Raw genomic sequence first — 18,871 nt, forward strand, 5'->3', positions numbered from 1 at the left:
ATAGTCCGTACGTTGCATGCGTTTGTCGAATCCGTCGCTGTCGGGGAATTCATGCAGCAAGGTCGTCATGAACCATGAAAAGCGCTCGGCCTTCCATACGCGTCGCAAGGCGATCTCGGAATAACGATCGAGGATTTGCGCGTGTCCTTCTTCGTATGCGCGCCGCAGAAGGCGGTATAGCGTGTTGACGTCACTGGCAGCCAGGTTCAGGCCCTTGGCTCCGGTGGGCGGCACGATATGCGCGGCATCGCCGACCAGAAACAGCTTCCCATATTGCATTGGCTCAACCACATAGCTGCGCAAAGGTGCAATGCTCTTCTCGAGCGAAGGTCCGATTGCTACGCCGTCGGCGATGTCGGTCGGCAGGCGGCGCTTCAACTCCTCCCAAAACCGTTCGTCGGACCAGTCCTCCACCTTTTCGGTCAGCGGCACCTGGAAGTAGTAGCGGCTACGCGTGGTCGAGCGCTGACTGCACAGCACGAACCCGCGTTCATGATGGGCATAAATCAATTCGTGATTGACCGGCGGCGTATCTGAGAGCAACCCCAGCCAACCGAACGGATACACGCGTTCGTAGGACGTCAGGACGTTTTCGGGAATGCACTTGCGCGATATCCCGTGAAAGCCATCGCAACCCGCGATGTAGTCGCAGTCGAGTCGGCATACCTTGCCGTCCTTCTCGAATGTGACGTAAGGATGCTCCCCTTTGACCTCGAGCGGCTGGACGTTCGCGGCCTCATAAATAGTCTGCGCACCCATTGCGACCCGCGCTTCCATCAGGTCCCGCGTAACCTCGGTTTGGCCGTACACCATCACCGACGAGCCTCCCGTCAACGCCTTGAGGTCGATGCGGTCGCGCCTTCCGCCGAAGATCAATTCGATGCCGTCATGGACCAGCCCCTCGGCATCCATGCGCTCGCTGACGCCGGCTTCGCGCAGCAGTCCGACGGTTCCTTGTTCGAGCACTCCCGCTCGGATCCGGCCCAGTACGTATTCCCCGCTTTGCCGCTCGACGATGACATTGTCGATACCCGCGCGAGTAAGCAACTGCCCCAGGAGCAGGCCGGAGGGGCCGGCGCCGATGATTGCGACTTTGGTTCTCATATGATGTGTTCTCCGCCGATGCCAGTGTGCTGCCGCTATCGGCTTGGACAGGTACGCTCTCGCGCGCCTGTCCGTCAAATTTCCAATACCCCGGCGTCCCGCTTAGAACATATGGCGAATGCCGGCCATTACGCCGACCTGGTTCGCACCGCGGGCCGGTGTCGTACCGCCACCGCCAGCACTAACCGAGTACGCCGCATGCTGGCTGTTGCCCAAATACGATCCTTGAAGATAGACGGCTGTCTGTTTGGACAAGTAGTAAGCAGTGCGAATCGTGCCCATCGAGGCACGGGCATCGTGCCGTGCGTTGACGATGCGATACACCTCCCCTTCCAGGAACAGGGCCGGCGTGATCGGGTAAGAAGCACCTAGATAGAAGAGATCCGAATGGATGCTCGGGACAGCCGATGAGGCGAAGTTCACGCGCCGGCCCAGCCATCCGCCGCCAAGTCGGACGCCGTAGACTTTCGCCCATCCATCCAATTGAATGCGCACATCTTCGTCGCCGCCATTGGTCAGCGCGGCCGGTGCGACTCCATCGAAGAAGTTCGCCGCCGCCGTTGCACCACCTCGCTGCTCGTCGTACGCTGCCGCCACGCCGAAGGTGCTCGCGTCATACTTCAGCATTGCCGACCATTGGCGACAGTTCGTCGCCTGGCCAGGAATCTGACCTGCACACGTACCTTGTCCGGGCGAGTTGCCCGTGCCTGCCCCGTCCCGACCGAACGAGTACGTCGCGCCGACGGTCAACCCGCTGAAGGTGCCCTTATAGGCAACCGTGTTGTCGCTGCGCGCATTTGGAACATACGCGTCGAGCGAACCCAGCCCGTAAATGTCCGGACCGAGAATGTCCGAATCCGTATTCGCCCAGAAGGTCATCGTGTACTGACGCCCGAACGACAGTGTGCCGTAGGGACCGCTCAGGCCGACCCAGGCTTGACGCCCGAAGAGGCGTCCACCCTGCCCCATGTCCCCGCCGCGGAGATTGAAGCCGCTCTCCAACGTGAAGACGGCCTTGTAGCCGCCGCCGAGATCTTCAGCGCCGCGCATGCCCCACCGCGACGGCAACTCGCCCGTGATGCCTGGCATACGGACGACCTTACTGCCATTCGCGTTAGCGTGAGAGACGTACTCGATGCCCGTATCGAGAATCCCATAGAGCGTCACGCTGCTCTGTGCAAAAACCGGCGCGCTCAATACGCAGCATGCCGCTACTGCCAACTGCTTGATTTTCATCTGATTCTCCGAATGATATGTCTCTTTATTGTGTTTGCGATACGGAGCGGCAATTGTTCGATGCCGACATTGCCAAAGGCATGGTGCTTCGAAGACGGGATTCTGGAAGGTCCGATCATTCGTGCGTGATCAGTGATGCACGGGCCGGGTTCCAATGGAATCAACGCTCACATGCGGCGCGGCAAACTGTTTGATGAGCAAGCCGACACAGGCTAAGGCCCCGGCGACGGCCACCGTGGCAAAGATATCCGCGAAGGCAAAGTGACGACGCGTCAACTCGGCGACGAGAAACGACCCGGCAATTCCGCCGAATCGACCAACACCGAGCATCCATGCAACGCCTGTCCCACGCCCCGATGTTGGATAGAAGGATGCGGCCAGGGCCGGCATCGAGGACTGCGCCGTGTTCATCAGCACGCCCGCGAGAAAGATCACGGCGACGAGCGCGCCTACATTGCCGACGGCCTGGCCGATCGCATAGACGCTTACGGCCGTGAGCGCGTAGCACGCTGCGACGATGCGATTCGCGTTGAAGCGATCCATCAGTACGCCGGCGAGCACGGCGCCGACGCCACCCAGCGGAAACAGTGCCGAGATCAGTGTCGCGCTCTTGGCCGGGAGTCCGGCGTCCTTGAGCAAAATCGGCATCCAGTTGATCGATGCGTAAAAGATGACGAGGCCCATGAAGTAAGCCAGCCACAGCATCACGGAACCGACGATGTATGTCTTGGACAGAACGATGTTCAGGCCGCTCTTGCCGGTGGACGGTGTACTTTCGGTCAGCGTGAAGTGCTCGGCGTCCAAAGCTGCGCGCGAAATGCGCGCGAGTGCCTCCTGAATGCGTTGATACGGCTGCGCATTCATCACCATGAAGCGAACGGACTCCGGCATCTTCAGCGCGAGCAGGACGGCGAGCAGCAGCGGCGTCACGCCACCGAAGGCCAACACGCCGCGCCACCCGAAATGCGGAATCATCCACGCGGCTAGGAACCCACCTAGCGCAGCGCCAAGGGGAAAACCGCAAAACATCAGATTGATGATCGTCGCGCGACGGCGGTCGGGACAAAACTCTCCCATCAGCGTCACGGCGTTAGGCATCGCAGCTCCAAGCCCGATCCCGGTCACGAACCGCAGAACCGTCAGTTGCTGCAGCGATTGAGCAAACGCGGAACCGAGACACGACGCGCCGAAAATCACAACGGCGCCGAGTAGCAGAGAGCGTCGTCCCAAGCGGTCGGACAAAGGCCCTGCGCTCAGCGCACCGAAAGCGAGACCAAACAGCGCCGCGCTCAGCACCGGCGCAAGCTCCGGTTTCGTCAGATGCCATTCCGTCAGTAAAGAAGGGGCAATGAAACCGATAGCGGCCGTGTCGAACCCGTCCAGAAGGACGATGACGAAACACATAAAAAACATGAGCCATTGAAACCTTCCGAATGGATGCTCATTGATGAAGGTCTGTACGTCGATTGGTTGATTTCGGCTCATTGACGGTCTCCTATGCGATCCGAAGTATTCGGTACTTCACCCGGGTGCGTTTTGCCCTAATCCGGCGGCAGACCTGCTTTAGGCGTGCATAACGCTTATTCCTCCGGGCACGAATCGTCGCCGTCGAGTTGATGCAGGTCAAATAAGTGAAATCACCAAGCGGTCGTCCTCCGCCCTGCACGCCCTATCGCAGAGGCCCGCATTTACTGGGTTTGCGCTGAGCGCCGGGCCACTATCTCGATTCGACATAGTGCGTATCCCGTTTCTCGCGGTTGCGCCGTCGGACGCGCCTTTGACAAACTCGCCTCAAACATGCCACCGCAGAAATCATTGCGCGGCCTCCAAGGAGACAAGTTATGCACCCTGTGCGCGTGGCCTCGCTGGTTGTGCTCGCGGCAGCTTTGCTGCCACAGAGCGCTCTGATCAGCGCCACCGAACCTGTTCCATATCCCAAGCCCCTGCAAACCATCACCGCGCGAGGCGTATCGGTCGTGCGAACGTTCCCGGCGGAGAGCGGCCTGACGGGCTGGATAATCAAGCGCGACAATCGCCAAATGATCGTCTACACGACCTCGGACAAGCAGCATCTCCTCGTGGGTGAATTGCTCGACGACTCGGGACACGACTTGACCGCACGCTACGCGTCTATGTATGCGCTGAAGCCCGATGTCGACTCGCTCTACAACCAGTTGGAAAAAGCGAATTACATTTCCGACGGAGCAGCGTCAGCGAAGTCGACCGTCTATGTTTTCATGGACCCGAACTGCGTCTTCTGCCATTTCGCATGGCTTGCTCTTCGGCCATACGTGAAAGCCGGCGTGCAGGTGAGATGGATACCTGTCAACGTCGTCAAGCCATCCTCCGCGCTGCGCGCCGCCGCGATACTGACCGCGCAGTCGCCGTTTAAAGCGCTTGAATACAACGAGGGCCATTTCGCGCTATCCAGCGAGGACGGCGGCATCAGCCCCGCGATCAAAGTCAACCCCGCGATCATGAGTTCGCTGACGGCAAACCGGTCGCTGATGGACGCATTCGGCGTGAACGGAACACCTGCGTTCGTTTGGAAAAGCGCCGACGGAAAGGTGCAGGCGAAGGCCGGCATGCCTCCGCTTTCCGAGTTGCCGGCTATCACCTCACTACCCGAGCAACCCGAGCCCGATCACGAACTGGATCGCTTTCGCTAGCGGGCGGCCGGTGTCGAACCCATCGTCCGTTTCACCATGCAGTGCTCTCTAACCAAAACTTCATTCAAGGTGGTATTCCGTCATGAAAGACCTCTCAGTTCCGTCGACCAGGGGCGCCCGCCTGCGCGCGATCGCTTGCGCAGTCGGTGTGACCGGCGCCGGCATCGCCACGCTTGCCGGCTGCGGTTCCAGTTCGAATAGCGCTTCGCCGCAAGTATCGAGCAACCAACAACTCCAGTGCGATGATTCTTTAAAGACCGCGTTCAAACCCGACGCCAATACGACCGTGACGCTCGTCAAGTCGTTCAAGAAAGGGGACGACCTCAATTTGAACGGAACCGCGTCCGGACAGATTGCGAAAAACGATATGTGCGTCGTCAAGCTCAACATTGGGCCCGGCAACGTGGGACCTGCGAGCGCGCCGTCGACTTCGCCCGGAATCGGTATTGAAATCTGGCTGCCGTCGAAAACGAATTGGGGTGGACGCATCCACGTGCTAGGCGGCGGAGGCTACGCCGGCGCCCCGTCAGTCAGTTCTCTGACTGCGCTGGCAGGCGCAACCGGCACTTTGACAAGCGGCGAGGGCCCGGCTGCGGATATTGCGGGCGTGGAAGGCGCGGTGAGCGCGCTGACCGATACCGGTCACATATCGCAGCAAGGCGATTTCGGCGGCGTCTTCGATGGCAGCTGGGCGATGAACCCCGATGGGACCATCAACAGAACCGTATGGACCGACTTCGCCAGCCGGGCTATTCACGAAATGGCTGTCGAAACGAAAGCGCTGGCCGCCGCTTACTACGGCCAGCAACCCAAGCACGCCTACTGGGACGGGTGTTCGACCGGCGGACGACAGGGCTTAATGGAGGCGCAGGCAAATCCTGACGATTTCGACGGTATCCTCGCCGGGTCGGCTGCGATCAACTGGACACGCATGCAAACCGGCGGGCTGTATCCCGAAATTGTCATGCAACGCGATCTCGGCGGTGTACCGCTGACATCCGCTCAACTTAACCTCGTGTCCGCCGCAGCGGTCTCGGCATGCGACTCGTCGCTGACGGGCCAGCACGATGGTTTCGTCAACGATCCGGCCTCGTGCCGCTATGATCCTACCCGAGACGCGACCGTGCTATGCACGGCCAGCGGCGGCAGTAACGGCACAGCGGCTTGCCTCACTACGGCACAAGCTCAAGCGGTCAACAAAATGTGGTACGGCGAAACGACCGACGGCAGTGCCGCTTCGCCCGCGGTCGCGAACGGCTATTCGGACACATTACAAGCGAATCAATTGTGGTTTGGATTTCCGCGCGGCAGCAGTCTGGACACCTTCGCCGCGGCATCGGCGAACGGCGTGGGCGTGGCCAACGGTTTGACCGCCACCCCCGTTGCGCTCGAATTGCAAAACCCGAGCATCGCAACGCCGGCATTCACCAACGCAACCGGCAATGGGCAGAACGGGTGGATGAACCTTTCCTATTCCGACCTCTCAAACGCATTCGCTCAAGGCCTCGCATTGCAGCCGTCATTCGCGAACATCAATACCGACGATCCCGACCTCTCGGCCTTCCGCGCGCGGAACGGGAAGATCATCACCTATCACGGCATGGCTGATTCGATCATCATGCCTCAGGGCTCGATCCACTACTACACCAATGTGGCGAACACGATGGGTGGCTTCTCGTCCGTGCAACAGTTCTACCGCTTCTTCGAAATTCCGGCGATGGGACACTGCGGCGGCATCGGCTCGGTCAACGGGACCACAGGCATCAGCCCGGTCGCAAACCCTCCCTTGCCGGCACCGAACCAGTTGTACAACGCACTCGTGAGCTGGGTGGAAGGCGGCGTGGCGCCGGATCAAATCCCGCTCCAGAACCAAGGCGCCACCATGACCAGGCCCATCTGCATGTATCCGTCGAAGCTGACTTACAAGGGTGGCAATACCAACGCCGCTTCGAGCTACACGTGCAGTTGATTGCGACACAAGCGAAGAGCACTTACGGCTGAGAATTACGTCGGAATATCGGCTGCATAACCCGGTTATAAAAACATCTTTGCGATCGGCCGCAACGCGGGCACGAAGCGCGCCCGCGACAGCAGGCCTCTATCAGCAAGGCAGGAATCCAGGGGGGAGACAAGCAGTGCTCAACGCAACCTCGAAATCGCCGGGCGAAGTCCTTTTGCGCGAGCAAAAGATGCTCGTCACGACGACCGACACCACAGGAATCATCACGTATTGCAACGATGCATTCACCGAGACCAGCGGGTTTTCCCGTGACGAACTGATTGGGGAGCCTCATAGCGTCGTCCGGCATCCCGACATGCCGGACGAAGTGTATCGGGACATGTGGGCGACGCTGAAGCAACTTCAGCCTTGGACCGGTCTGTTGAAGAATCGTACGAACGACGGCCGTCACTTTTGGGTGCAAGCGAGCGTCTTGCCGATTCTCGAAGGCAATGACGCCGTCGCCTATCGCTCGGTCCAAACGCAAGCTGCGCGTGAAGACATTGCAGCGACCGAAGCGCTGTATGCGAGTTTGACGGACACGCGCGGCAGCGCCCGCCGCCTCGCCCGCATCGACGGTGGCGCAGTCCTGCGCACCGGCTGGGCCGGCGCCCTCGATCGTGTTGCGCACCCGACCATGAAAACCCAGGCCCACTTGCTGATGTTTGCGCTCGCCGTATCGGGAGCCGCGGTAGGCGCCTCGCTGAGCGGCCGCATCGAGGCGCTGACGTGGCAGCGCACGTTGACCGGCCTCGCGTCATGCATCGTATTGGCACGCGTGGCGGAGTACCGCGTAAGAGTCATGTTCGTCCATCCCATGCGCCGGTTGCTGTCGTTCGTCACTCGTGTCGCAATGGGCGACCTGACACAAACGCTGAAAAACAGCTGGCGGCCGACCAGTGTAGTGGGAAAGCTCGAACTGACGGTCAACCAGGTGAGCCTCAACACGCGCGCAATCGTCAGCGATGCGCGCGACCAGATGGCGACCATGTCGCAGGCGACGGCTACCGTGAAAGACGGCAGCCACGATCTGGCGGCCCGCACTGAATCACAGGCCGCGAGCCTCGAGCAGTCGGCCGCCTCGATGGAGCAGTTGACCAATAGCGTGCGGCAGACTGCCGATACGGCCCGCCAAGCCGCGGTCAACGCCGGCCAAGCTTCGAGCATCACAGAGCAAGGAGGACTCGCAGTGGAGGCGATGAGCAAAACGATGCTGGTCATAACCGACGCGTCGCGCAAAATCGGCGAAATCATCAAGGTCATCGACGGAATCTCCTTTCAGACCAACATTCTCGCGCTCAATGCCGCCGTCGAGGCGGCGCGGGCCGGCGAACATGGCCGCGGCTTCGCGGTGGTCGCTGGCGAGGTGCGCAATCTCGCGAGTCGCGCGGCAGTGGCCGCGAAAGAAATCGCGGCGCTGATTGCGGATTCCGCAGAGAAAGTGGACGCGGGCAACAAGATAGCGGAGTCGGCGCGTGAAAAGATGCAGCAAGCCGTGCAGGCGGTGCGCGACGTGAGCGCACTAATCGCTGAAATCGACACTGCCGCGTCGGAGCAAAGCATCGGCATATCGCAAGTTAAACAAGCGCTCGATCACATAGAGGAATTGACGCAGCAAAACACGTCCCTCGTCAGCTACCTTGCGCGCTCCGCCAACACGCTGGCGAGCAATGCGGACACCGTCGCAGGAACCATGGCGATGTTCCGCACCTGAAGCGATACGCGACACCCGCGCATTTCGGTATCATCGCCCCACGCGCAACGACCGTTTGACACGTCCAGGGGGCAAAACAGTTGCTGATCGGCGAGCGCGCTTACGCGTATGGCCACGAAAATAGCATTCTGCTGGAGAAGGCCAACCCCCGATGTCCGAACTCGATCTAAACCTCATTCCCTATCTGGTCGCGCTTGAAGAGACCCGGAACGTGAGCCGCGCCGGGGCTCGTCTCGGCGTCAGCCAGCCGCGTGTGAGCGCCGCGCTTGCCAAGCTACGCGAGTACTTCGGCGATCCACTCTTCGTGCGCACATCGCGCGGCATGGAGCCGACTCCACGCGCGCTTGCACTGATTCCTGCCGCTCGCGACGCGCTCGTGCAAATCGAGCGCGGGCTCTCCTCGGCGGTCGACTTCGATCCGGCAACCAGCACGCACACATTCTCCATTGCACTATCGGACGTGGGCGAGATCGTGTTTCTTCCTCGCTTGCTACAGGAATTCGCCCTCCGAGCCCCGAATGCGAATCTGCGCTCTGTCTCGCTGCCTCACGTTGATGTCGAGCGTGGCCTGGAAGGCGGCAGCATCGATCTGGCGTTGGGGTATTTCCCTGATTTGGGTGGGACGAACTTCTTTCAGCAACGGCTCTTCACGCATCGATTCATCTGCCTGATGCGACGCAGTCACCCGCTTGCCGCACATCCGCTCACGCTCGAGCAGTTCCTCTCCTGCGGCCACGCAGTGGTACGGGCCGACGGACGCAGCCAGGAAGTGCTCGAGAAACACCTGGCGAAAGCGCGGCTTTATCGGCGGGCCGTTCTCGAAACGCCGCACTTCATGAGCTTGCCGTTCATCTTGAGCCGCACGGATCTGATAGCAACCGTGCCGCACGCGATCGGTTATGCCTATGCGGCGGAACATGCGTCTATCGTGCTGGTCGAGCCCCCTCTGTCACTACCTCGGTTCAATCTGCGGCAGCATTGGCACCGCAAATTCCACAACGACGCTCGCACGGTCTGGCTTCGCTCGCTGGTGGCGGAACTGTTCAACGATGCGCTCGACGAATGGCCCAAATGAAGGCAAGCCTGGCCTACCCGCCTGGCGCTGCCAAACCGACTACGTCCACCAACCAGCGCAATGGCAAAGGTGCTGAGACGATTTTGACCGGAGACGGTCCGGTCCGCATCGAAGTGCCGGGCGACCGCGAGGGCTGCTTTGAACCGCTGCCGACCTCGGCCAGGCCGGCATTGACGAACCGAGCACGCTGGTCCAGGTAGTCCAAGTTTTCCTCCGCGCCCCCCTATCTGCCAAAATCGATGCGCCCATACACCCCATCCGCTTCATCATTCGGGCCGGCAGCGAAAAACAAAGTGTTGGTCGGCTGATCGTTGAGCCCGTTGCCGAATGCCATACCCCACAACCCCGGTTCGACAATTGCTGTACCGTCCGAATGCCGCAGGGTCCCGATCAACATACCTGTGTTGGGGTCGAAGGCGTGGATCGTTCCATCGCCGAAATTTCCGATCAAAAGAGCATTGTTGAACGGGCCGAAGTCGCGGGGCGAGAGCGCCATGCCCCACGGCGCATTCAGCGGACCACCGGTCGCGAAACGCTGAATGAACTGTCCGGAAGTACTGAATACGTCGATCACGCCCAGGCCAGCGCCAGGCACATCGTCATGCTTGGCCCCATCCTGCATCGCATAGGCGACGAATATTTTCGAGTCGATAGCCTGAATGCCGAAAGGCGCGAAACCAGCGGGTAGCGTCGAGTCCTGAAACGCGCCCGGAAGCGCAACTTTCTTGAACGTATCATCGAATACATCGATCTTGTTGTTGTGGAAATCGGCCGCGAAGAGGAAGGTGGCGCCGTTGCTGCTCGCCATCGCAAGTCCCTTGTAGACCGCGCTGCCGCCGCTATCGAATACCGTCACGGCCGCCGTCGGGTTGACGGTGGGCGACCACGCGGTAAGGGTGCCGCCCTCTCCCGCGAAGATGAAAACTGCTGGCCCGGTTTTTCCATTCTGGCTCACCACGAAACCCGCCGTGCCGTTGAACACGATGCCAGTCGGATTGGCATCGCCGCTCGACCCCGCTGGGATCGACACGACAAGCGATTGTGGCACGCCGTTACCGTCATAGAGTGTCGCCTTCTGCGTGCCGTTATCTGCTACCCAGACAAAACCTTTTGGATTGAAGGCGATACCCCATGGATTTTTCAGATTGGCGTCGATGTGGGCAGCCGGAATGTTTCCGTCGGAGACGAGCGCGGTCACGTGGAAATGCTGACGGTGCGATGAGCCGCCTCCGCACGCTACGAGGCCAGCTACCATCACCGCCCCCAATGCGACGATCCCCGCCGTATGGACGTGTTTCATGATTGCGCTCCTGCGCATCGCGCGTGTGTCCGAGGATGTCTTTAAACGAATCCGCCCTCGCGTTTATTCCTTCGGTGCGTGGTTGGCGCCGTTGCGCTCGGCATTGGCGGGGCAAGGGGGCGAGGCGCTTTGTAGAGCGCACGTTGTGGTGGTTATTTTCAGTGGTCGCGCGACCTGTAGTTCGCCATCGGCGGCAATTTTTCGTCTGGCTTTAACCATTCGAGGCCACGCAAAACGTAGAGTCGGACGCCCAGAGAGAATGCTCTTCCTGCGAGCATTCGAGCAAACGTTTGCCCGCCTCGTTTTGCCTTGAACACACAGATCCTCTGACAGCCCAGGAAACAACTTGAACACCACTCGTGCATCACACGCCGTTATCGGCATTGCGGCGCTCGTTACCGCCGCTTCGTGCTACGCGCACACTTCCAAGAAACACCACAAAACGTCGTCGGATGCGCCGATGCCCGTGACCTACCCTTCGCCGACTGGCTCGGAACCAGCCGTCGCGACCCAATGGGGCGCCGTCAGCGAACCAGCATTGCCCGCGACGGTCTGCGGAGCGCCGTTGCAGGCAAAACTGACGCCCGTCGGCGGATCCATCGACACGCTCGACGCCGACCCCGCCAATTCTCAACCGGATACCGCCCGCATCCAGGCGGCGATCGATGCTTGTCCGGCCGGCCAGGCGGTCAAGCTGACGGTGGGCTACTCCGGCGAGTCGGGCTTTCTCAGCGGCCCGCTCCGGCTCAAGTCCGGTGTGACACTGTGGATCGACCAAGGTGTCACGCTCTTCGCTTCGCGCAACCCGGCCAACTATGACAACGGCGTGGGAACGTGCGGTACGGCAACGACTTCCAAAACCAAGTCGTGCAATCCGTTGATACTCGCGAGCGACACGGCAGGTAGCGGGATCGTCGGGAAGGGCGTGATCGATGGCCGCGGCGGCAGCCTGCTGACCAGCGGGCCGAACGCGGGCAAGCGCAGTTGGTGGGACGTCGCGTATCAGAACAAGACGATGGGCCTCAATCAGCAGAACCCTCGGCTCGTGCAGGTGTCGAAGGGTTCGGCCTTCACGCTGCACGACATCACGCTCGAAAACTCGCCAAACTTTCACGTAGTACTCGATAGCGTCGTCGGTGTCACTGCTTGGGGCATCAAGATTCTCTCGCCGAGCCTTGAATACACGAAAGCGCGTTACGCGTGCCCGAGCGGCACGACGCCCGATGCGCACACGCCCGCGACTTGCTTTACGCCCGACACCGTCAAGAACACCGACGGTTTCGATCCCGGTCAATCGAGCAATGTCGTGCTCGCCTACTCCTACATCAGTACGGGCGACGATGACGTTGCAGTCAAGGCGAGCAAGGCACCGGCCAGCAATAATCTGACCTTCGCCCACAATCATTTTTATTATGGGCACGGCATGTCGATCGGCAGCGAGACGAACTCGGGCGTCAGTAACGTCGCCGTGACGGACTTGACGATGGACGGCTACGACAGCCCCAACGGAAACGGCCTGCGCATCAAGTCGGATTCCTCGCGCGGCGGCATGGTGAGCAATGTTCGTTATGAGCAGGTATGCATGCGCAACGTTCGCCAACCGCTCGTGTTCGACCCGTACTACAGTACGGCCAAAGGCTCCCTGTATCCGAGCTTCACCGGCATCGTCATAAAGGGGTTCCGCGATCTGGGCAGCGCTTCGCAGAGCAGCCAGGTGACCTTTTCGGGGTATGCCACGAACGGCGTCGTGAAGCCGCTGGAGATCACGCTGGACAACGTGGTGTTCGACGGTACGCAACCGGCTCTTGCGACAGGGCATAACGGCGGCCCGTCCGTATTGCCGGCCTATACCCATTTCACGCTGGGACCGGGCCCGGTCAGCTTTGCCAACTCGATCGTGACATCGACAGCTGCCGACGTGACCGTATCGGGCTCGCCCGGCAACGCGGCGCCTGTCGATTGCAGCGGTGCATTCGTTCCATTGAAGTCGGTGCTGCCTGATTCGCCGATCTGATTTCACGTTTCGCCCGGCCGGCTACTCGTCGGCCGGTCTCTTCCAATAACCCGGTTACGTCATCAGTCAGCATTGCATCGAGGCCTCACATCCCTACCGGGAGGAGGCGTCAATGAAATGTCTGGTGATTGCATTGCTGAGCGGCCCGAGGCTGCTGGGCTATCAACTCGGGCCGGAACAGATGCAGTGCGCGCTGGGTCAGGTGTTGCACTTGTTGCTCGGCACCATTTGCCAAGGATGTTTCTCCCGATCGCCGATGCGCACCCGAGTTCAGTATGATTCGAACAATCATCACGATGCGCACACCGCCAATTCGGATGCCCCCGTGAAGCCGCGCCGCTGAGCACGCCTCGCGCGCCGCTCGCCATCCGGAACGCCCCAAGGAGAGAGCATGCCGAGCCGCACCCCGACCGCGTTATGGGCCCAGCAGTTTCAGCGCTCGTCGGGGTCGAAGCAGAGCCTGCAGGATCAAATCCGGCAAATGCTCGTCGCCGCGATCCTCGACGGCCAACTCGCACCCAACGTAGCCCTGCCGTCGAGCCGCGAACTCGCCGATCAGTTGGGCGTCGCACGCAACACCGTCGTGCTCGCATACCAGATGCTCGTCGAAGAAGGCTATTTGATCTCGCGCGAGCGCAGCGGACACTTCGTCAATCCTGAAATGCTGCGCAGCCTGCCGCGCTTCGACGCGAGAGCGCCTGCCGCAACGAGCGCAGCCGACGGCGAAGCGGCCGGCCGTCCCGTTTGGCGGCAACGCATCGCGCACCCACCTTCGGCGCAACGCAATATCGTCAAGCCGGCGAATTGGCAGCATTACGAATTTCCGTTCATCTACGGACAATTCGACCAGTCGCTATTTCCGACCAACGATTGGCGCGAGTGCTGCATGAAAGCGCTGTCGATCATGGAGATCCGCAATTGGGCACCCGATTTGATCGAGCGCGACGACGAATCGCTGATCCAGCAAATCCGCACGCGCGTGCTGCCGCGGCGCGGCGTATTCGCGGCGCCCGAAGAAATCATCATCACGAACGGCTGTCAGCAGGCCTTGTACTTGGTGTCCGATTTGCTCTGCGGCGAAGAGACGACCGTCGGTTTCGAGAACCCCGGTTATCCCGATGCGCGCAACATCTTCGAAAACCGCAACGCGCAGCTCCTGCCACTGCGCGTGGACGGTCATGGCATCGCGCCCGATGCGCTCGCCGCCTCGCTTGCCCGCTGTGACTACCTCTATGTCACGCCCAGCCATCAATGCCCCACGACCGCGACGATGCCGATCGAACGACGGCGCGCCCTGCTCGAGTTGGCGCAGCAGCATGACTTCGTCATCGTCGAAGACGACTACGAGAGCGAGAACACGTTCTCGGGCACGCCGCACCCGGCGCTAAAGAGCCTCGATACCGCCGATCGCGTGATCTACGTCGGCAGCCTTTCCAAGACCTTCGCCCCCGGTTTGCGGCTGGGCTATGTCGTCGGACCGCGAGAGCTGATTCGCGAGCTGCGTGCGTTGCGGCGTTTGATGGTGCGGCATCCGGTCGGCTATGTTCAACGCGCGTTCGCGACGTTTCTCGCCCTCGGTCATCACGATGCGCTGCTGCGGCGGCTCGCGCATGCGTATCGAGAGCGCTCGCAAGCGCTGATGGCCGCGCTCGATGCGCACATACCGGAAGCGCGCTACGTACCCATTACGGGCGGCGCATCGTCGTGGGTGGAAGGGCCGCAATGGCTCGATGCCGAACGGCTGGCCGCCGATGCGCAAGCCGTCGGCGTGCTGATCGAGCCGGGCAACGTCTTTTTCATGAACGACGATCAGGACGCGCGGCGCTATTTCCGCATGGGATTCTCGGCGATTGCGCTGGATCGGATCGAGCCGGGCGTACGGGCGCTCGCGCAATGCGTGCGCACGCAGCGGCCCACCGTGTAGCCGGGGCCAGTTTTACGACGCGCGCTGATAGTAGATGTTCTGCGGATGCGCCGCATCGGCGAAGAAGAACCAGCGCTCGGCGATGAGCCCCACATACTGAATCACGAACGCGGCGCCTAGCACGAGCGCCGCCGCGCTCGCTCTCGGCGCGAGCGCGCCCACGCCGGTCAGCACGAACGGCGCGGCGAACGCAGCCGTCATGAACCCCGCCTTGATCGCGCGCAGCGTGCCGGCGTTCTGCCCATGAAAGAACTCGCGCGTATTGAATGCGCTCGCGGTGAAGCCGCGCGACTTCTGCTCGACTTTGCCGTGGCGAATACCGGTTGCGCTCTGCACGGTCGATTTCGGCTTCAGGCGCGCGTTACGCATGAGCGAGGCCAAGCGGCTCGCGCAACCGGCGAGCGTCAACACACATGCGCATGGCGCGAGCATGACGACGAGCGCCGGTGCGAGCCACGCCGCATATGCCGTTGCGAGCGTGCAGCCGGAAGCACAACCGAGCAGGGTGAAGTTCACGAGCGTGAGCGGACTCGCCCATTCCTGCAGAAAGCGCAAGCAGGCATAGATCATCGCGGTGCACACGAACAAGACGATACTCGCCGAGGCGGCGATCAAACCGATTACAAGCGTATCGCCCCATGCCAGCCAATGCGCGAGTCCATACGCGGTCGTGAGCGATAAAAACGCCGGCAGTGCGATGCATTCGCGCGAGAGCCACGACGTGCGCCACATGGCGATCGCGCGCCAGGCTCGCTCAGGGTGGCCCAGGTGAAAAAACGATGCGAGCAGACCGAGGGCGCCCAGCACGACCGCGAGCGCAGCGCCAACGACATAGAACGCCGAAGGCACGGCCACGCCTGCTGCAAAGCGTGCGGTGGCTTCGAGTGCGACCAGGGTGAGCAGCAGACCTTGCGCCGCACCGCAAAGCGTCGTGAGGAAAATGACTGAAAAAGCGGGCCGCATAGGGCTCTCCGTCGGTGCTGTTTGAATTGAATGAATGTGTGAACTTCAACGCCGCACGGCCAGTGCGGCAAGCGCGATTTCACCGCGTTCGAGTTTCGCTTCGAGCGATGCCGGTTGCGCGCCGGACGCCGCGCCGGCGCAAGCGCTATCGCTGCCGCAACCGCAAGAAGATGCGGTTGTGACGCGCGGCAAGTAATGGTTCGAGGGCTTCGTATCCCACTCCGGCATGAGTTGATAGCCGCCGCGCTCGCTGATCGCGCGCGAAACCTCCGACTGCGGATCGTGGATATCCCCGAACAAGCGCGCCGAAGTCGGGCAGGCCAGGACGCACGCAGGCTTGCGATCGCGCTCCGGCAGTGCTTCGTTGTCGATGCGGTCCGCGCACAACGTGCATTTGGTCATCTCCTTGCGACCTTCGTCGAGCTCGCGCGCGCCATACGGGCAAGCCCATGCACAGTACTTGCACCCGATACACTTGTCGTAGTCGACCAGCACGATGCCGTCGGACTTGCGCTTGTAGCTCGCACCCGTCGGGCAGACGGGCACACATGGCGGATCCTCGCAATGCAGGCACGATTTCGGGAAGTGGATCGTGTCGGTCATCGGGAACACGCCCGCTTCATACGTCTGCACGCGATTGAAGAAGGTCCCGGACGGATCGTCCTCATACGGGTGAACATCGGCAAGACTGCCCGCCTCGCCGGACGTGTTCCACTCCTTGCAACTCGTCACGCATGCGTGGCAACCCACGCAAACGTTCAGGTCGATGACAAGCGCCATCTGCGTCATGATCGATCTCCTTCTCGCTGCACCGCTTCGCTCAGCGACGTGCCGGTTGCCACCTTGCGGCGCAGTCTCGCCGCGAACTCACCCTTGCCGGCGAAATACGCCTGCATGCGCTGCAACACGTTCGTCGAACCGGGCAACGGCTGCATCGGCTCGAATTGCGGCAGGGTCGTCGCGGCATCGGCTTCGGCGCGATAAATGCGCACGCGCACGTCGTACCAACCCGCCTGCCCGGTGATGGGATCGGAATTCGAGATCCGCTCCCCGGCTTGCATATCGCTCGGCAACTCGTCGGTGATCACGTGGTTCAGCAAAAAGCCGCGTTGAGATTCCCCCGCGCCAGGCCCGAGATTCCATGCGCCGGCCGCCTTGCCGATCGCATTCCAGGTCCAGACGGTGCCGGGTTCCACCGCCTCGCTATAGCGCGCGCGGCAACGCACTTTGCCCCACGGCGATTCGACGTAGATCCAACCGTCGTCGTCGATCCCGGCTGCGGCGGCCGTCGCGGGATTGACGAATAAGTGGTTTTCGCCATGAATCTGCCGCAGCCACGCATTCTGCGAATCCCATGAGTGATACATCGCCATCGGCCGCTGCGTGATTGCCGCGAGCGGATAGCGGTTCAGATCGGTTACATCCATTTCGAGCGGCGGATACCAGAACGGCAGCGGATCGAAATGACGGACGATCCGCTCGCGCAAATGATCGGGCGGCTGCCGCCCTCTCGTCTTGCCCTGCGCCGCGAGGCGAAACGTCTGCATCACTTCCGAATAGAGTTGAATGACGATCGGCAAACCGAACTTGCGCATGCCGTTATCGACGGCCCATTGCATATACGGGCCGTTGCAATTGCGCATGTACTGCAGCGATTCGGGCAACCTGTGGTGATACACACAGTTGTTGCTCGCGTACTGTTCCCACTGCTTCGGGTTCGGCTCGCCGACCACCGCCTTGTCGCCATCCTTGCCTCGCCAGCCGATCAGAAAACCCGTGCCCGAATTGGGCGCCGTCTGGAAATTGACGATGAAGTCCGGATAGTCGCGGAACTTGCGCGTGCCTTCCGGCGTCGTGAACGCCGGCAGTTTCAAGCGGCTCGCGAGTTCGATCAGCACTTCCTGGAATGGCTTACATTCGCCGGTCGGCGGCACGACCGGCACCCGCACCGAATCGACGGGCCCGTCGAATTCCGAGATCGGACGGTCGAGCATCGACATCACATCGTGCCGCTCGAGATAAGTCGTGTCGGGCAGAATCAAATCGGCAAACGCGGTCATCTCCGACTGAAACGCATCGCACACCACGAGAAACGGAATCTTGTATTGGCCGTCCTCGCGCTTATCGACGAGCATGTTGCGCACTTGGCCCGGATTCATCGACGAATTCCATGCCATGTTCGCCATGAAGATCAGCAGCGTGTCGATCGGATAGGGATCGCCGCGCCAAGCGTTCGTGATCACCGAATGCATGAGGCCGTGCACGGCCAGCGGGTACTCCCATGAAAATGCTTTGTCGATGCGCGCAGGCGAACCGTCCTCGTGCACGAACAGATCCGCAGGCGAAGCGGGCCAGCCGAGCGGCCCCGATGCAAGCGGCGTATTCGGCTTGATCGAGGCCGGATCGTTGGGCGGTTTCGCCGAAGGCGGCGCCGCACGCGGATACGGCGACTTGTGCCGAAAGCCGCCCGGCCGGTCGATGGTGCCGAGCAGCGACATCAATACGGCCATCGCGCGGATCGTTTGAAATCCGTTCGAATGTGCCGCCAAGCCCCGCATGGCATGAAACGCAACCGGTGCGCCCTCCACCGTATCGTGCGTCTTGCCCCACGAATCGGTCCACTGCACCGGCAACACGATGCGCTGCTCGCGCGCGACCGTCGCCATTTCGCGCGCGATACGCACGATCGTCTCGGCAGCGATGCCCGTGATTCGCTCCGCCCATTGCGGGGCGCAGTGGGCAACCTGCTCTCGCAGCAATGCGAACGACGGCGCGACGGGCGTATCGTCCTCGAGCACATAACGGCCCTCGAGCGCGGGCTGCGCGCCGTCCGTGTGATGCAGCACGGCGCGATCGGTGCGCGTATCCCACCA

General features: G+C 61.4%; 14 protein-coding genes and 1 pseudogene. 8 read left to right on the forward strand and 7 right to left on the reverse strand.

Annotation, left to right across the window (positions count from 1 at the left end; translation table 11 throughout):
- From pobA to VGL01_RS02095, 3 genes are all read right to left on the reverse strand, one after another.
- The coding region (pobA, locus tag VGL01_RS02085) for a 4-hydroxybenzoate 3-monooxygenase (RefSeq protein WP_331566602.1) at positions 1–1,104 on the reverse strand (1,104 nt) is incomplete at its 3' end.
- 102 nt (positions 1,105–1,206) lie between these two features.
- Positions 1,207–2,340 carry a porin gene (locus VGL01_RS02090; RefSeq protein ID WP_331566604.1) on the reverse strand — a complete coding sequence of 378 codons (1,134 nt, stop codon included), beginning with the start codon at positions 2,338–2,340 and terminating at the stop codon, positions 1,207–1,209.
- Positions 2,341–2,469: 129 nt separating this feature from the next.
- Complete coding sequence (locus tag VGL01_RS02095; RefSeq protein ID WP_331566606.1) at positions 2,470–3,825, reverse strand: MFS transporter; 1,356 nt, start codon at positions 3,823–3,825, stop codon at positions 2,470–2,472.
- A 356-nt stretch (positions 3,826–4,181) separates the two neighbouring features.
- Here VGL01_RS02095 and dsbG point away from each other — a divergent pair, with 356 nt between their 5' ends.
- The 5 genes and pseudogenes from dsbG to VGL01_RS02120 form a co-directional block, all read left to right on the forward strand.
- Positions 4,182–5,009 carry a thiol:disulfide interchange protein DsbG gene (dsbG, locus tag VGL01_RS02100; protein WP_331566608.1) on the forward strand — a complete coding sequence of 276 codons (828 nt, stop codon included), beginning with the start codon at positions 4,182–4,184 and terminating at the stop codon, positions 5,007–5,009.
- Between the two features lie 82 nt (positions 5,010–5,091).
- Positions 5,092–6,978: a tannase/feruloyl esterase family alpha/beta hydrolase gene (locus VGL01_RS02105; RefSeq protein WP_331566610.1), complete on the forward strand. Its 1,887-nt coding sequence runs from the start codon at positions 5,092–5,094 to the stop codon at positions 6,976–6,978.
- Between the two features lie 166 nt (positions 6,979–7,144).
- Positions 7,145–8,722 (forward strand): methyl-accepting chemotaxis protein, encoded by a 1,578-nt coding sequence (locus VGL01_RS02110; protein WP_331566612.1) that lies wholly within the window; start codon positions 7,145–7,147, stop codon positions 8,720–8,722.
- 151 nt (positions 8,723–8,873) lie between these two features.
- Entirely contained in the window at positions 8,874–9,797 is a 924-nt protein-coding gene (locus tag VGL01_RS02115; protein ID WP_331566614.1) for a LysR family transcriptional regulator, read from the forward strand.
- Between the two features lie 5 nt (positions 9,798–9,802).
- A pseudogene (locus tag VGL01_RS02120) lies at positions 9,803–9,946 on the forward strand (transposase); the annotation flags it as partial.
- A 74-nt stretch (positions 9,947–10,020) separates the two neighbouring features.
- On the opposite strand, the gene VGL01_RS02125 reads toward VGL01_RS02120, so the two are convergent.
- Entirely contained in the window at positions 10,021–11,097 is a 1,077-nt protein-coding gene (locus tag VGL01_RS02125; RefSeq protein WP_331566617.1) for a TIGR03118 family protein, read from the reverse strand.
- A gap of 346 nt (positions 11,098–11,443) precedes the next feature.
- On the opposite strand from VGL01_RS02125, the gene VGL01_RS02130 reads away from it, so the two are divergent.
- From VGL01_RS02130 to VGL01_RS02140, 3 genes are all read left to right on the forward strand, one after another.
- Entirely contained in the window at positions 11,444–13,111 is a 1,668-nt protein-coding gene (locus VGL01_RS02130; RefSeq protein WP_331566619.1) for a glycoside hydrolase family 28 protein, read from the forward strand.
- 112 nt (positions 13,112–13,223) lie between these two features.
- Entirely contained in the window at positions 13,224–13,454 is a 231-nt protein-coding gene (locus VGL01_RS02135; protein ID WP_331566621.1) for a hypothetical protein, read from the forward strand.
- Between the two features lie 48 nt (positions 13,455–13,502).
- A complete protein-coding gene (locus VGL01_RS02140; protein WP_331566623.1) occupies positions 13,503–15,035 on the forward strand; it encodes a PLP-dependent aminotransferase family protein in 1,533 nt (510 codons plus the stop codon).
- Between the two features lie 12 nt (positions 15,036–15,047).
- Here VGL01_RS02140 and VGL01_RS02145 read toward each other — a convergent pair whose 3' ends face one another.
- From VGL01_RS02145 to VGL01_RS02155, 3 genes are all read right to left on the reverse strand, one after another.
- Positions 15,048–15,998, reverse strand: coding sequence for a dimethyl sulfoxide reductase anchor subunit family protein (locus tag VGL01_RS02145; RefSeq protein ID WP_331566625.1), 951 nt, complete (start codon positions 15,996–15,998; stop codon positions 15,048–15,050).
- A 45-nt stretch (positions 15,999–16,043) separates the two neighbouring features.
- Positions 16,044–16,787, reverse strand: a complete 744-nt coding sequence (locus tag VGL01_RS02150) for a 4Fe-4S dicluster domain-containing protein (RefSeq protein ID WP_331566627.1) — start codon at positions 16,785–16,787, stop codon at positions 16,044–16,046.
- Positions 16,784–18,871, reverse strand: a 2,088-nt coding sequence (locus VGL01_RS02155) for a molybdopterin oxidoreductase family protein (protein WP_331566629.1), incomplete at its 5' end; no start/stop codon positions are given. The genes VGL01_RS02155 and VGL01_RS02150, both read right to left, overlap by 4 nt.

The organism is Trinickia sp. (assembly GCF_036503415.1).
Classification (GTDB): domain Bacteria; phylum Pseudomonadota; class Gammaproteobacteria; order Burkholderiales; family Burkholderiaceae; genus Trinickia.